Source organism: Rhodococcus oryzae (assembly GCF_005049235.1).
Classification (GTDB): Bacteria; Actinomycetota; Actinomycetes; order Mycobacteriales; family Mycobacteriaceae; genus Rhodococcus_G; species Rhodococcus_G oryzae.
The window spans coordinates 238628-253782 of the sequence record NZ_SUMD01000008.1; the positions used below are offsets into that span (position 1 = coordinate 238628).

Annotated in this window: 14 protein-coding genes and 1 pseudogene; 8 read left to right on the top strand and 7 right to left on the bottom strand. The window is 68.2% G+C overall.

All coding sequences use genetic code 11. The features are described from left to right. Nucleotides 1-48 precede the first annotated feature (48 nt). The 3 genes from FCG67_RS17855 to FCG67_RS17865 all read left to right on the top strand — a co-directional run bounded on the left by FCG67_RS17855 (nucleotide 49) and on the right by FCG67_RS17865 (nucleotide 4199). A complete protein-coding gene (locus tag FCG67_RS17855) occupies nucleotides 49-1050 on the top strand; it encodes an LLM class flavin-dependent oxidoreductase (protein ID WP_136911057.1) in 1002 nt (333 codons plus the stop codon). Nucleotides 1051-1150: 100 nt separating this feature from the next. Then, nucleotides 1151-3856, top strand: coding sequence for a winged helix-turn-helix domain-containing protein (locus FCG67_RS17860; RefSeq protein WP_136911019.1), 2706 nt, complete (start codon nucleotides 1151-1153; stop codon nucleotides 3854-3856). A gap of 118 nt (nucleotides 3857-3974) precedes the next feature. Beyond that, entirely contained in the window at nucleotides 3975-4199 is a 225-nt protein-coding gene (locus FCG67_RS17865) for a hypothetical protein (RefSeq protein ID WP_136911020.1), read from the top strand. 73 nt (nucleotides 4200-4272) lie between these two features. Here FCG67_RS17865 and FCG67_RS17870 read toward each other — a convergent pair whose 3' ends face one another. Both FCG67_RS17870 and FCG67_RS17875 read right to left on the bottom strand, forming a co-directional pair. Beyond that, on the bottom strand, nucleotides 4273-4947 hold the full coding sequence (locus FCG67_RS17870; protein WP_169310553.1) for a pentapeptide repeat-containing protein: 675 nt from the start codon (nucleotides 4945-4947) through the stop codon (nucleotides 4273-4275). A 130-nt stretch (nucleotides 4948-5077) separates the two neighbouring features. Then, the gene (locus FCG67_RS17875; protein ID WP_246045129.1) at nucleotides 5078-6754 is read right to left on the bottom strand and encodes a SulP family inorganic anion transporter; all 1677 of its coding nucleotides are present in this window, start codon (nucleotides 6752-6754) and stop codon (nucleotides 5078-5080) included. A 228-nt stretch (nucleotides 6755-6982) separates the two neighbouring features. Here FCG67_RS17875 and leuA point away from each other — a divergent pair, with 228 nt between their 5' ends. Both leuA and FCG67_RS25065 read left to right on the top strand, forming a co-directional pair. Next, entirely contained in the window at nucleotides 6983-8791 is a 1809-nt protein-coding gene (gene leuA / locus FCG67_RS17880) for a 2-isopropylmalate synthase (RefSeq protein ID WP_136911023.1), read from the top strand. 277 nt (nucleotides 8792-9068) lie between these two features. After that, complete coding sequence (locus tag FCG67_RS25065) at nucleotides 9069-9224, top strand: DUF6131 family protein (protein ID WP_169310557.1); 156 nt, start codon at nucleotides 9069-9071, stop codon at nucleotides 9222-9224. Nucleotides 9225-9474: 250 nt separating this feature from the next. Here the strand turns inward: FCG67_RS25065 and FCG67_RS25070 are convergent, their stop codons facing one another. The 4 genes from FCG67_RS25070 to FCG67_RS17905 all read right to left on the bottom strand — a co-directional run bounded on the left by FCG67_RS25070 (nucleotide 9475) and on the right by FCG67_RS17905 (nucleotide 12681). Then, nucleotides 9475-9720: a hypothetical protein gene (locus FCG67_RS25070; RefSeq protein ID WP_169310558.1), complete on the bottom strand. Its 246-nt coding sequence runs from the start codon at nucleotides 9718-9720 to the stop codon at nucleotides 9475-9477. A gap of 157 nt (nucleotides 9721-9877) precedes the next feature. Further along, nucleotides 9878-11776, bottom strand: coding sequence for an alkyl/aryl-sulfatase (locus FCG67_RS17895; RefSeq protein ID WP_136911025.1), 1899 nt, complete (start codon nucleotides 11774-11776; stop codon nucleotides 9878-9880). A 100-nt stretch (nucleotides 11777-11876) separates the two neighbouring features. Next, entirely contained in the window at nucleotides 11877-12227 is a 351-nt protein-coding gene (locus FCG67_RS17900; RefSeq protein ID WP_136911026.1) for an SHOCT domain-containing protein, read from the bottom strand. Between the two features lie 28 nt (nucleotides 12228-12255). After that, complete coding sequence (locus FCG67_RS17905; protein WP_136911027.1) at nucleotides 12256-12681, bottom strand: DUF6325 family protein; 426 nt, start codon at nucleotides 12679-12681, stop codon at nucleotides 12256-12258. Nucleotides 12682-12835: 154 nt separating this feature from the next. Between FCG67_RS17905 and FCG67_RS17910 the strand changes: the two genes are divergently transcribed. Continuing rightward, on the top strand, nucleotides 12836-13216 hold the full coding sequence (locus tag FCG67_RS17910) for an SHOCT domain-containing protein (protein WP_211243255.1): 381 nt from the start codon (nucleotides 12836-12838) through the stop codon (nucleotides 13214-13216). A gap of 67 nt (nucleotides 13217-13283) precedes the next feature. Here the strand turns inward: FCG67_RS17910 and FCG67_RS17915 are convergent, their stop codons facing one another. Continuing rightward, the gene (locus tag FCG67_RS17915) at nucleotides 13284-14177 is read right to left on the bottom strand and encodes a LysR family transcriptional regulator (protein ID WP_136911028.1); all 894 of its coding nucleotides are present in this window, start codon (nucleotides 14175-14177) and stop codon (nucleotides 13284-13286) included. A gap of 88 nt (nucleotides 14178-14265) precedes the next feature. Between FCG67_RS17915 and FCG67_RS17920 the strand changes: the two genes are divergently transcribed. Continuing rightward, a complete protein-coding gene (locus FCG67_RS17920) occupies nucleotides 14266-14733 on the top strand; it encodes an SRPBCC family protein (RefSeq protein WP_169310559.1) in 468 nt (155 codons plus the stop codon). 205 nt (nucleotides 14734-14938) lie between these two features. Then, nucleotides 14939-15155 (top strand): annotated as a pseudogene (locus tag FCG67_RS17925) (hypothetical protein); the annotation flags it as partial.

A 15155-nucleotide genomic window follows, 5' to 3' on the forward strand; every position in this document is an offset into this window, starting at 1 on the left:
AGTTACCCATGTAGTTGACATTTCGACTACATGACGGAGGGTGGCTCGATGGAACTCGGTGTGACGACGTTTGCGGAGGTCGATACGGACGGGGGCGTGTCGCCGCGCGAACGGCTGCGCAACCTCCTCGAGGAGGTCGAACTCGCGGAGCAGGTCGGCCTCGATGTGTACGGCGTCGGCGAGCACCACCGCGCGGACTTCGTGGCATCCGCCCCCGCCGTCGTGTTGGCCGCCGCCGCGGCCCGCACCTCGGACATCCGCCTGACCAGCGCGGTGACCGTCCTGAGTTCCGACGATCCCGTTCGGGTGTTCGAGGAGTTCGCCACCCTCGACCTGATCTCGGGCGGCCGCGCCGAGGTGATGGCCGGCCGCGGCTCGTTCACCGAGTCGTTCCCGCTGTTCGGCTACGACCTCGCCGACTACGACGAATTGTTCGTCGAGAAGCTCGGCCTGCTGCTGGCCATCCGCGATTCCGAGACCGTGACCTGGTCGGGGAACCACCGGGCACCGTTGGACCGGCAGTCGGTCTACCCGCGACCCGAGCGCCCGCTCCCGATCTGGGTCGGCGTCGGAGGCAACCCCGAATCCGTTGCCAGGGCAGGACTGTTGGGCCTGCCGATGGCGCTCGCGATCATCGGCGGCGGCCCCGCACGGTTCGCGCCGCTCGCCGACCTGCACCGGCGCGCCGTTGCGGAGGGCGGCCACGATCCCCAGCCGATCGCGGTGCACGCGCACGGGTACATCGCCGACTCCGAGGAGCAGGCCGCGGCCGAGTTCTACCCGAGCTACGCGGCCGCGATGACCGCCCTCGGCCGGGAACGCGGCTGGGCGCCAATGAATCCCCAGAGTTTCGACGGCCTGCGCGGACCCGGCGGTTCGTTGGTGTTGGGCAACCCGGAACAGGTCGCGGAGAAGATCCTCGACATGCGCGACACCCTCGGGATCGAACGGTTCATGTTGCATCCGAGCGTCGGCCCACTCCCCCACGACAAGGTCATGCGGACCATAGAGCTGCTGGGCACGAAGGTGGCCCCGCTGGTCCGTCAGTGACGACGGGGAATCACCCCTCGGACACCAATTAGTCATGCATACGACACCCAAATAGACTGCACTGCCGATACGATCCCTTTACTGGCCCCCGCGCGGTGCTGTGAGCGGGGGAAACGCCGACGCAACGGGCCTCGGCGTGATCGACCGTCGGGGAGGCCAGATGTCCGTTGTTAATTGGGATACACAGCAGGCGCGCAATCAGATCCCGAACTACGCGCACCCCGTGATTCGCCGTGGGCGACTACTGGATTCGCTCTCCGAGGCGATGTTCTCGCCGCCGGACTCGCCCACCACCGTGGCCATGCTCATCGCGCCGGTCGGCACGGGCAAGACCATGCTGCTCTCGGACTGGGCCGCCGCGGTCTCCGCACTGCCCAACCCACCGACGATCGCCTGGCTCACCATCGAGGAACGGGACAACGACCTCGACACGGTCCGTTCCGCGGTCCGCACGGCCCTGGAGAGCACCGGCAACCCCGCGGTCTCGGATGCCGTTCGCAACCTGCCGCCCACCACCGACGAGAACTACCCGGTCGCGCTGACCCAGGCACTCGAGGCCATGGGCGAGCCGGTCTGGCTGATCCTCGACGACGCGCACCTGCTGCACGAACCGACGGTTCTCGAGGCGCTCGGGAATTTCCTTCGTTGGGCACCGCCGAGCCTGCGCACCATCCTCGCCGGACGCTTCGAACCACCACTCGCCGTGCACCGGATGCGCCTCGAGGGCCGGGTCTGCGACCTCTCCCATCGCGATCTCGCCTTCACCGAGGAGGAGGCGGCAATCCTGTTCGCGGAACACGGAGTACGCCTCGACGGCCTCGACCTGGCCAAGATCCTCGGACGCACCGAGGGGTGGGCGGCCGGTCTCCGACTCGCCGCGATCTCGCTCGCGCGACACCCCGACCCCACCGCGATGATCACCGACTTCAGCGGGGACAGCAGGGTGGTCGCCGACTATCTCGTCAACGAGGTGCTGGACGGTCTCACCGAGGACGAGCGAGAATTCGTCGTCGAGACATCCATCCCCGATGCGTTCACCGTGGAGCTCGCCGAGGCACTCACCGGGAACCCGGGAAGCCGCGACGCCCTCGACACCCTCGAGCATTCCAACTTTCTGGTCGAGCGGGTGTGCGGCTCACCCGGCTGGTATCGGTATCACCCCCTGTTGCGCGAGTATCTGCGCGCCGAGGTCGGCCGACTGGGACGCGACGCCGTCGGCGACCTCGAACGAGTCGCCGCCGGGTGGTTCGCTCGCAGCGGAGACCACGAGCACGCACTCGAACACGCACTGCACGCAGGAGACGACGACGCACTGCTGACGCTGCTGCGGGAGTGCGGCCTGCGGCTGGTGCTGGCGGGCAACTGGGCCACCGTGATCAGCGTCCTCGACCGCGTGTCCCCGACCGTGCGGGCGGATCCGTCCACCCGGTTGCTCAGGGTCGCCGCGGAATTGGCCAGGGGCAACACCGCCGCCGCCTCGTCCACCCTCAGCGCGCTCGACCGCGCATCGGATCAGGATGATGCGGAGATGCCCGCCGAGCTCGAAATGCTCGGGGACGGCCTCCGCGTGCAGGTCGCCGTTCAGAACGGCGGAATCGAAAACGCTTTGAAGACACTGCAATCCGACCCGGTCGGCGAGGCCGGCGACCCGGAGCTCGACTCCTTCGCGCTGCTGCAGGAGGGCATCGCCGAGCTGTATCTCGGCCGGCTCGTGCCCGCGGGCCTGCACCTGGAGGACGCTCTGGCAACCGCGCGCGCCGCCGAACTGCCCGCCGTGGTCCTGGAGGCCCTCACCGGCCTGGCCGCGCTGGCGGCGTACCGGTGCCGCATCGACGACATGATCGCCAGGTCATCGGAGGCCACGGACCACGGCCGCGCCCATGACCTCACCGACCATCGCCACTGCCACCTCGCCCAGCTGTTCGGCGCGCTGGGCCACTACCTGAGGGTCGAGGACGAGGCCGCGGCGCAACTGGCGAGCCTGTGTGTCCCGCACCTCGCGGCCTGCGAGAGCCCGGCGATGGGGCGAGCCTCCGTGCTCCTGGGAGCCATCCTCGAATTCGAGTCAACCGATGACCGGCACGCGGTGGCGAGGGTGATTCGCGACCATTGCACGCCCGGGCGGAACCGACCGCTGCCGCCCGGCACCACCGCCCTCCTCGCGACCTCGGCCCAGCGCGCGTTCCTTCAGGTCGGGGAGCCCGTCTGGGCCGCGCAGGTCGCGGAGCTGACCGCGGCCGAGCTCGGGCACGGCGGCGAGGTGGCCGTGCTGCAGGCCACGATGTCGCTGCACCACCGACGACTGGACGCGGCGCGCCGCGAGCTCGCCCCGGTCCTCAGCGGTGAACTCGAATGCCTGTCGGATGTCACCCTCATCCGTGCCTGGCTGATGGCGGCCACGATCGCGGATGCCAGGGAGGACTCGATCACCGCGAGGTCGGCGCTTGTCGAGGCCATCACGATCGCTGAACCCGAGGCCATCCTGCGGCCGTTCCACGACGGCGGCGAACCGCTGAGGGATCTGTTGGACCGGCACCGCGGCCGTTTCGGGGTGTACGACAAGTTCGCCGAACGCGCGCGGTCGGTGATTCCGCAGTCCGCGCAGGGTGCGACGGACCTGCTCACCCCCCGCGAAATGGAACTACTCGTCGAGCTGCCCTCCTGGCACACCGCCGAACAGATCGCCGCGGACCTGTTCGTCTCCGTCAACACCGTCAAGACCCACCTGCGCGGCATCTACCGGAAACTCGACGTGCGGACCAGGCGGGACGCCATCACCGAGGCCAGGGCACGCGGGCTGCTGTGACCGCGGCCGCGCATTTCACCACTCGCGGGTGAGGCGCGCGTCTCATCTCGGCGGACACTGGAGGTCGAAGGTCTACTGATCACGGATCAGCCCAGTCGACTCAGGAGGAGGCCCTCCGGTGGCACACCCCCAACCCGCCCGGGTCCGCTACGAGTTCCTCGTGCGCGGTGATCTGTCCGAGCGCGTTCTGGCCGCCTTTCCGGAGCTGAGCGTGGCGCCGACCCCGCACGCCTATACGACGCTGTACGGCCCGATCGACGGCGACGTCCAGCTGCGCGGGATGCTTGCGCGTTTCGACACGATGGGCCTGACGGTCATCGAGATGCGACGCCTTCCAGACTGAGCCCAGGCCGGACGACAAACCGCCGCCCCGTCAGGGCGGCGGTTTGTCTGGTGTTATCCGACGTTGTCTTGGGTTATCCGACGCCGCTGATGTTCGTCGAGCCGGTGACCGCGGAGCCGATCAACGGCTGCAACGGGTCCTCGGCCTCCTCGGGCCCGTCGGTACCGACACCGCTGATGTTCGTCGAACCGGTCACCGTCGAACCGAACAGCGGTTGTCCGTTCGGCATCGTGCTGCCGCCGCCGACCGGCATGCCGTTCTCGTTGGCGCCGGCCAGGTTCACCGAGACCGCTTCCTTGAGCCTGGCGCCGAACACGTTGGCGCCGGACAGGTTCGCCCCAGCCATGTTCGCCTTGGCCAGGTTCGCGTTGGACAGGTTGGCGCTGACCAGGTAGGCATTCGTCAGGTTGGCCCCGCTGAGGTCCGCGCTCGCCAGGAGCGTGTTGCCGAGGTTCGCGCTGGACAGGTTCGCGCCGGTGAGCTTCGCGCCGGACAGGTTGGCCCCGAGCAGGTTCGCTCCCGACAGGTTGGCCCCGGCCAGGTTGACGCCGGTCAGGTTCGCGCCCGCGAGGTTCGCGCCAACGCACGAGGTGGCGAGGTCCGCGCTCGGATCGGAGACGATGGTGCAGGTTCCGAGAAGCGTGTCGGCGCTCGCGTTCGGCGCCACCGTCGCCAGACCCACCATCGCGATTCCGGTACTGAGGACCGCGACGCCGAGCCCACGGACAGCATTGTTCAAAGCCGACATGAATTTCCTACTTCCAGAACGACCCCTGCACGGGTCAACATCACAGCCCGACGCGGACACAGTAAACGAACGGGCCCCCATCGTTCTCGTCTTTCGCGAAATAGCTACCGACGGGTTCGGCGGGCCCCGCTCAACGCTTACGGACCAGCCGCCGCTCGGCCTCCTCGATTGCCTGACCGGTCGATTCGCCGAGGATCGGCGTGGCCGCGAACGTCTCGAGGGACACGCCCTGACTGGCGAGGCGGTCGGCATCCCAGCAATCGAGCACTTCGGGCGTGAGGCCGCTCAGATACAGCCGGCCCCCGAGCCGGTCGAGCCGGTCCGCATAGTCGGCGATCACCTTGAAGAAGGTGGCACCAAGAGTGGTTCGGCCGCGCAGCCGCAGGATGACCTCGGGCGACTCGGCATCGCCCGGGTCCGGCAGGTGCACCTGCAGCGTCCTCGCGCCCGCGTAGAAGAGGCTCCCGTACACGTCGAGCACGACGATCTCCCCGCTCGCCAGCGTCTTCGGGGCGTCGGACTCCTCGAGCAGCCCGTCATCGGTCGGCCGCAACCGGACGACCTTGAGGTCGACGGCCTCCTGGTTGAGCTGCAGCAGGATCGAGAGCGCGACACCGATCCCGACCGCAGCGGTGACCGGGAGCAGCAGGGTCGCGATGAAGGTGGTCACCAGCGCGATGACCGAGCTGGGTCCGCTGCGCAGGATCGAGGCGATCTGCGCGGGGCGGACGGAGCCCACGGCGGCGAAGATCAGCACCGCCGCCAGTGTCGGCATCGGAACCTTGCCGACGAGCCCCGAGAACAGCACCAGGATCACGAGCATCCAGATCCCGGAGAAGACCGCGCCCCAGCGGCTGCGTGCGCCTGCGGTGGCGTTCAACGCCGTCTGACCGACCGATCCGCCGACCGGCATCCCGCCGAACAGTGCGGAACCGATGTTGCCGATGCCCTGCGCGGAAAAATCCTGGTTCGGCAGGGACCGGGAGCCGTCCCGGTTGGGCGAGGCCTCCGCGACCCCGGCACCCTGCACCAGCACGATCGCGGCCACGGCGAACCCGGCCCCGATCAGCGACGGCGACAGCAGTCCGAGGTCGGGGATCTGGGGCAGCGGGATCCCGGTCGGGATCGTCCCCACGTCCGCCACCCGGGCCACGCTGTCGAGGCCGAAGAAGATCACGATCAGGCAGGGCACCACCAGCGCGATCAGGGCACTGAACAACGCCAGCCTGGTGCGCGCGAGGACGATCAGCAGCACGAGGGCCAGCAGCCCGGTCAGCAGCGACGGCAGATCGATGCGCGTCGGGTTCGTGACCAGGTCGAAGGCCTTGGCGAGGGCGACGGACCCCGACACGGTCGCCCCCGTCAGGTCGACGATCTGCCCGAGCACGATGTTGACGGCGATCCCGGTGAGGAAGCCGGTCATCACCGAATGCGAGACGAAGCGGGTGTAGCGCCCGAGCCGGAGCACGGCGGCCGCGACCATCACGGCGCCCGCGATCAGGGTGAGCAGGATCAGGGCACCGGGCCGCTCCGCCTCCTGCACCTCCGCGAGGGCCGAACCGGCGGCGAGTGCCGAGGCGCCGGTCGTGGTGATCACCATCAGCTTGGTGCTGGTCTGCATCCCGCCGAAGAGCGGTCCGGCGAAGCTCGCATAGAGGCCGTGTACCGGGCTGACCCCGGCCAGCACCCCGGACGCCATCCCGTCCGGGACGCTGCTGATCGCACCGGGGATCGCCGCGACGAGGTCCGCCTTGAGGAACCGGCGCTCGGGCATCCTCGAGCGCACCCAACCGCGGGCAGCGGACACTCTCGACACCATCTCGCCAGCCTCACGGCCCCGCGACCGAAGGGCATCACTCCCGACGGGTGAGATCCTGTGGGATTGCCGAGGCAGGTAGACTCTTCTTCATGCAGCGGGCGCTCCTTCTTCACCGCCGCGACGGGGTCTGATCCAGACTGGCCACCCGTCGCGGGGTTCAGACGCGCCGGTCGACACCATCGGACCAACAGTCCCCTTCATCTCGGAGAATCGTCAATGTCATCCGCCGACGCTTTTACTTCCGGATCGCGCACCATCACGCCGCCGTCGAAGCCCGCACCTGCCGACCAGCCCGTCTGGAACCAGCAGAAGAACTCCTCCATGCCGACCTACCGATACCGGCCGTTCGCCGAAGAGGTCGAGCCCATCTCCCTCCCGGACCGCACCTGGCCGGACAAGATCATCGACCGCGCCCCGCTGTGGTGTGCGGTCGACCTGCGTGACGGCAACCAGGCCCTCATCGATCCGATGAGCCCGGCCCGCAAGCGCCGCATGTTCGACCTGCTGGTGCGGATGGGCTACAAGGAGATCGAGGTCGGCTTCCCGTCGGCCAGTCAGACCGATTTCGACTTCGTCCGCGAGATCATCGAGGACGGGGCGATCCCGGACGACGTGACCATCCAGGTCCTCACCCAGTGCCGGGACGAGCTGATCGAGCGCACGTTCGCCGCCTGCGACGGCGCCCGCAGCGTCATCGTGCACTTCTACAACTCCACCTCGATCCTGCAGCGGCGGGTGGTGTTCCGGGCCGAGCGCGAGGCGATCAAGAAGATCGCCACCGCAGGCGCCCGCAAGTGCCTGCAGGAGGCGGCCAAGTACCCGGATACCAACTGGCGGTACGAGTACTCCCCCGAGTCGTACACCGGCACTGAGCTGGAGTACGCGAAGGAGGTGTGCGACGCCGTCACCGAGGTGATCGCGCCGAGCCCCGAGAACCCGATCATCCTGAACCTGCCCGCCACCGTCGAGATGGCGACGCCGAACGTGTACGCCGACTCCATCGAGTGGATGAGCCGCAACCTGGCCCGTCGCGACTCCGTGATCCTGTCGCTGCACCCGCACAACGACCGCGGCACCGGTGTCGCGGCAGCGGAGCTCGGCTTCCAGGCCGGGGCGGATCGCATCGAGGGCTGCCTGTTCGGCAACGGCGAGCGCACCGGCAACGTCTGCCTGGTCACCCTCGGCCTGAACATGTTCACCCGCGGCGTGGACCCGCAGATCGACTTCTCCAGCATCGACGAGATCCGCCGCACCGTGGAGTACTGCAACCAGCTGCCCGTCGCGGAGCGGCATCCGTACGGCGGCGACCTGGTGTACACCGCGTTCTCGGGCAGCCACCAGGACGCGATCAACAAGGGCCTCGACCAGATGAAGATCTCGGCGGACGCGCAGGACGCCGACGTCGACGACATCCTCTGGGCGGTCCCCTACCTGCCGATCGACCCCAAGGATGTGGGCCGCAGCTACGAGGCCGTGATCCGGGTGAACTCGCAGTCCGGCAAGGGCGGCGTCGCCTACATCATGAAGGCCGACCACGGCCTGGTGCTGCCGCGCCGCCTGCAGATGGAGTTCTCCTCCGCCGTCCAGAGGATCACCGACGGCGAGGGCGGCGAGGTCTCCCCCAAGGAGATGTGGGACGTCTTCAACGAGGAGTACCTGGCCCCGATCAGCCCGCTGGAGCGGATCCGTCAGAAGGTGACCGCGTCCGAGGAGGACGGCGGCACCGACGCCATCACCGCCGTGGTGAAGGCGAACGGCAAGGAACACGAGATCACCGGCTCCGGCAACGGCCCCCTGGCCGCGTTCGTCGATGCGATCGGGACCATCGGCTTCGACGTCCGGGTCCTGGACTACAGCGAGCACGCCATGTCCGCGGGCGACGACGCGCAGGCCGCGGCCTACGTGGAGTGCGCGGTCACCCGGCCCGACGGCGTCACCAAGACGGTGTGGGGCGTAGGCATCGCGACCTCCATCACCACCGCCTCGCTGCGCGGCGTGGTCTCCGCGGTCAACCGCGCCTACTAGGCGCCGACGGGCCTGTGCGCGCGTCGTGCCCCGGTTGGGGTACGACGCGCGCACACCAGTACCAGCTTCGCGTGCCATGTCCACCCCCGCACCGACTAGTCCGCGGTGGGATGCGAACCACTACCTGCTGAGCGACATTTCGACTCCGTGCGCCTGCAGTGACGGTCGGCTGTCAGGTTTGCATCGTGTTGGTTGCGGGTATGCGGATCACGGTGCAATTCGCGGCAGTGTTTCTGTTGACTCGCGGGCACTGTGACCGAAATGAGGCGTACCTGTCATGATTATTCTTGGACTCATCTTGCTGCTTGTCGGGTTCCTTCTCAGCATCCCGATCCTGTGGACGATCGGAATCGTCCTTCTGGTGGTCGGTGCGGTGCTGTTCCTACTCGGCTCGATGGGGCACGCGGTAGGTGGACGGGCCCACTACTACTGAGCGGCACCGTGAATGGCGCAGGTCCAGGGAACAGAAGCCGGTTGGTCGGTTTCAAGATCCGGGATCGAGTACTCGAATGTCATGACGCATCAAGCGACTTCGAGGGCGAGGACAGCGGGCGGTCAGACCGCCGACTCCGTCACGCATTCGCTGGGCGCATCCATGCGCTGCAGGGCGGGTGTGCCGCGGAGGCCAGCGCGCCGTCGGCGTCGGCGCCCCCGGAGACCTCGGCGTGTAGTCGATCGAGGAATCAGCGTTCCATCGCTCCGCGCGCACGGATGAGGTCCGGATCCCACTCCCACTCGGGATCAACGGCCTCGAACCCGCGGTAGTGCAACTCGTAGCAGATCTGGAGGGCGAGTTGGAGGTCGCCGCCGAACGCGTCGGATTGGCCCAGGTGCGGAAATGTGTGGAGCGAATCGCGGCGCCCCTGCGACAGGGCGGAGACGAGTGCGTATGAGATCGGCCCTCGTGGCAACGGTAGGGCTGCAGTCATGGTGATACCGCGGCGGCATCCGCTCGAAACCTCCAGGCTGTCGATGCCTGTGCCCGCTCCACATGCTGCGCCCAGGTGAGCGACGCGAAGCTCACCCACCGCCCCATCGATGACGGTCAGCGTCCCGATATGGAGGTCGCGACGCACCGGGCCGATCTCAGTCGGGAGTGACGATCGCGAAATCAGGGTCCGGCGCGTCGAGATAACCGGCGAGCTCGACCAGCTTCGCGACGTCTCCCTCCGCGACGACGGTGCCGTCGGCGATCGCCTTCGCGATGTCCGCGCCGCCGACCAGCACCCCCAGGAGCACCGGACGGGTGAGCGTGAGAGTGGCGTCGGCGCCGGTGGGTTCGCCGTCGAGGTCGAAGTGGACCAGCAGCCCGTTGCTGAGTTGCGTCCGGTGCACCAGGTCCTCGTCGGTGACCCGCCAGTCGATCACGATGCGCGCCGACCATGCCCGCGGTCCGTCGATCCGCAGGGACACCGCGTCGAAGACCTGTTCCACCGACAACGCGGCCGCGATGTCCGGGGCGTCGGCCTTGGTCGGTGTTCCCACCGACCCGTTCCGCAGCTCGTAGGCCCCGGTGAGGTAGAAGTTCCGCCAGGTTCCGTTCTCGGCGCCGTAGCCGAGTTGTTCGAAGGTGTCGGCCTGCAGCGCCTTCGCCTCCGCGTTGTCGGGTTCGGCGAAGATCACGTAGTTGACCACCTGCGCGACCCAACGGAAGTCACCGGCCGCGAACGACTCCCGGGCCCTGCGCAGCACCTCGGCCGAGCCACCCATGAACTCGACGTGCCTCGTGGCCGACTCCACGGGCGGATGTTCCCAGAGGTGCGCCGGGTTCCCGTCGAACCAGCCCATGTAGCGCTGATAGATCGCCTTGACGTTGTGGCTGACCGAGCCGTAGTAGCCGCGGGTGTGCCAGGCGTCGGCCAGCGCGGGCGGCAGCTCGATCTCCTCGGCGATCTCGATTCCGGTGTGGCCCTGATTGATCCGTCGCAGCGTCTGGTCGTGCAGATAGCCGTAGAGGTCCCGCTGCAGCGACAGGAACTCGGTGAGACGCTCGGACCCCCACGTCGGCCAGTGATGCGAGGCGAACAGCACATCGGACTTCGCGGCGTACCGGTTGATCGACTCGGTGAGGTACTTGGACCACACGTGCGGATCCCGGACCAGCGCGCCGCGCAGGGTCAGCAGGTTGTGCAGGGTGTGGGTCGCGTTCTCCGCCATGCACAGGGCCCGGAAATCCGGGAAATAGAAGTTCATCTCGGACGGCGCCTCGGTGCCCGGCGTCATCTGGAACTCGATGCAGACCCCGTCGACGGTCTCCACCTGCCCGGTCGCGGAGACGTACAGGGTCGGCATGATCAGGGTCGGCGAGCCGGTGGACGTCGTCTGGCCCAGCCCGGCGCCGACCCCGCCACGGGGTCCCCTGGGCAGGGCCGCGCCGTACATGTAGGCGGCCCGCCGGGCCATCGCCGTGCCCGCGTAGACGTTCTCCTCGACGGCGTGTTCCACGAAGCCGACCGGCGCGAGGATCGGGCAGCGCCCCGCGGCCACGTCCTCCTCCGTCGTGACGCCCTTGACGCCACCGAAGTGGTCGATGTGCGAGTGCGTGTAGATGACGCCGGTGACGGGCCGATTGCCGCGATGCTCGCGGTAGAGCGCGAGTCCGGCGGCGGCGGTCTCCCGCGAGATCAGCGGGTCGATCACCACCACGCCGGTCTCACCCTCGATCAGCGTCATGTTCGACAGGTCGAGGCCGCGGACCTGGTACACCCGCTCACACACCTCGAACAGGCCCTGCTTCGCGACCAGCCCCGACTGCCGCCACAGGCTCGGGTTCACGGTCGGCGGGCAGGGCTCCTTGAGGAAGGCATAGGAATCGTTGTCCCACAACACGGTTCCGTCTGCACCGGTCACCACCCCCGGATCCAGGGCAGCGATGAACCCGCGCTCGGCGTCGACCAGGTCGGTGTCGTCGGCGAACGGAAGGGAGTGAGCAGCCCGCTCGTTGGCCGCCGCGACCGTCTCGGTCGCGGCCTCGGGAGTCGTCATGGGAACCGGTGATCCTCTCGTCGATGCGGGCAGAGATGGTGAGCCGTAAGCGCTTGTCGCCCGCCTGCGGACCACAAGCACTCACGGGCGGCGAAGCCGCCTAAGCGAGCAGCTGCGCCTTCGCGGCGGCGAATTCCTCGTCGGAGAGCGCGCCGGACTGATGCAACTGAGCGAGCTGCTGCAGTTTGGTGATGAGGTCGTCGCCCGCGGGCGCGGCCTGCGCCGGAGCCGGCTGGGCATACGCGGCCTGCTGCGCCTGGGCTTGCTGGGCGTACGCGGCCTGCTGCTGCGCCGCCTGCTGGTCCGCATAGGCCTGCTGCTCCGCGGCCTTCTGCTGGGACCGACGGTTCATCGCGTTGGACGTCGCCTGGGCGGTGCCCGCGATGACGGCGGTGCGCGCAACGGTGCCGAGCAATCCTGGACGGCCCCTGCGACCGGCTCTGAAAACCATGTGACTCTCCTGTGCTGGTGCGGAATTCCTACAGTGCGGCCGCGACGGCCGCCACGACGGCGTCACGGGGGATCTGAACGTGCAGGGCGACCTCGCCACCCGCGCCGCGGACGGACGCAGCGATCTGGCGCGCCCATGTCTCCTCGTAGACGATGACCGCGGCCGAGGTGCCCGGCTCCAGCGAGTCGCGAACCACGTCGAGGTCCTCGTCGCTGATCAGCGCCTTCGCCTCGATCGACAGGATCGCGAGGCCGACCTCGTCGAGATCCTCGTCGACATCCACCTGGGTGATGGTGCCGTCGGCGTCCTTCGCGATGTAGACGAGGTCGAGCAGGGTGACGTAGCCCCGTTCGACCACGTCCTGGAGCGCCGCGATGGTGCCGGGATCCACTTGTGCCCCGGGGAAGGTCAGCACGACCAGCTCCACCGGGCCGACGTTCAATGAGTCGCTCATGCCGCCCAGACTGCCCCCTCCCCCCACACGTCGCCTCACCCCGCAGGGATGAATCGCAACTCACCTGCAAAGGATGAAGCCCGCGGCGCCCCGACTCTGGGATCCTCAGACGAACAGTCAGATCCTCATGTGAATGGAGCTTTTGATGAACGACGTGAACTCGTTTTGGGATTTTCTGTGGCTGATCATCATCACCTTCGCCTTCGTGGCGTACCTGATGCTGCTCTTCTCGATCATCGGAGACCTCTTCCGTGACCACAAGCTGTCCGGTTGGTGGAAGGCGGTGTGGGTCTTCTTCCTGATCTTCGTGCCGTTCCTCACGGCTCTCATCTACCTCATCGCCCGCGGTGACAGCATGACCAAGCGGTCCATCGCTCAGGCGCAGCAGTACAAGGAGCAGCAGGACGCGTACATCAAGACCGTCGCGGGCGGAAAGTCCCCGGCGGACCAGATCGCGGACGCGAAGGCACTGCTGGACAGCGGCGCCATCACGGAGGCCGAGTTCACGGCGCTCAAGAGCAAGGCGCTCACCTAGCCTTCTCCCGTTTCACCGACGAAACTCCGGGCACCCCTGCGGCGCCCGGAGTTTCGTCGTCTGTGCCTCACCCGTTCACGTGTGCCGCTTCCTCCCGGAAGGCGGCGAGCACGGCCCCGACCGCGGGCCGATCCGTCGCGGCGGGCCTGGTCGCCAACTCATAGATCCGGGCAGCCCGGACACCGGCAAGGCGCTTGCACACCAGCCCCGGGTGCGCGAGCGCATATCGCGGCATCAGTGCCACCCCGTGGCCCGCCGCGACCAACTCCTCGATCACCCGGAAGTCGTTGATGCGCTGGACCACCCGCGGCTGGACGCCGGTGGCGGCGGCCACCGACTGCAACACATCGTCGACGGGGAACCCGCCGCGCACGCTGATCCAACTCTCGTCCGCCAGCTCGTCGAGCCCCACCTCGGACCTGTCTGCCAGCGGATGCCCCGGGCCAAGAAGTAGGTCGATGGGCTCGCGCATCAGCGCCTCTGTCCGTACCCGCGGCGAGATCAGCGAGGGCGCGCGCTCGTCGCGGTGGGTGAGGACCACGTCGAAATCGGCCAACAGCTGCGGCACCGCCGATGCCGGCTCGTCCACGTCCTGAGCCTCGATCTCGACGCCGAGCTCGGAGATCCGGGCGAGGACGCCCGGCAGCAGCAGCGCGGCCCCGGAGGGGAACAGCGCGACTCGAACCCGCCCGCGCGGTGACCCCCGATAGGAGGCCATCTCCGCGCTGGCCCGGTCCAGTGCGGCCAGCACATCCTCGGCGCGCAGGACCAACGCGTGCCCGGCATCGGTGAGCCGCAAGCGACGTCCGTCCGGTTCCAGGATCGCGACCCCCGCCTCGCGGGCGAGGATCTTGAGCTGCTGGGACACCGCCGACGGAGTCATCGAGAGTGCGGCCGCGGCCGCGGACACCGTGCCCCGGTCGGCCAGCTCACGCAGCACACGGAGGCGTTCGGCGTCCATGCAGGAAAGCTACTCTGTCCGGCAACAACTTCGCCCGCCGCGCACACGTTCGTGGGCGCGGACCGGGCCACACCATCGGGGAGCAGTCATGAGTTACGCATCGTTCACGAACTGGCGACTGCTGGACGGTGACCCGGACGTCATCTGGCACGCCTTCACCGACCCGGCGGAATCGGGGCTGTACGAAGAGCACAAGACGGAGACGGTGCTCGGGCCGGACTTCACCATGGCCGCCGGGCACGGCTGGGACGCCAAGCACGGCGAGGAATGCGACTTCGACGTCGTCCGCTGGACCATCACCCGGCACGAGCCGAACAGGGTGTTCGAGTTCTCCGGTAAGCAACGGGGCATTCGGCAGGATGTGGTGCTCACCATGGAGCCGGCGGACGGCGGCCACATCGTCACCGAGACCATTCGCTTCCGCCCGGCGTTCAAGGGAAAGCCGGGGGCGCAGCTGCTGTCCTGGCTGCTCCTTGCCACCGGCCTGCTGGCCAAAGTCGGCGACGACCACGGCGAGTCGCTCGATCTACTCGAGGAGCACATTGCCGCCGGATGACTCCGATCGGAGGGCCGGTGATCCCGCCTGTTGGCACGAATCCGCAATGACGGGCGAACGGCACGGTAACAACGAGTAACCTTCAACAGATTCACATGGCGAGGGCCCGCCTCGGTGGGCCCTCGCTGTGTTGCGTCATCGACCAACCCAGCGGGGGCAGGCATCGGTCGGCCTCTCCTGCCACGATTCAAAGGAGTTCGGCCCCGTGTGTTCGATCCTCGGCATTTTCGGTCTGCAGTCCGGCGACGATCTGGCCGCGCTGCGCGTTCAGGCCGTGGAACTGTCGCGCAGGCAACGGCACCGCGGGCCCGACTGGAGCGGGGTGTTCGTCGGTGACGGCGCGATCCTGGTGCACGAGCGCCTGGCGATCGTGGACCCGGCCAGCGGGTCGCAGCCGCTGCGCTCGCGGGACGGTCACCTCG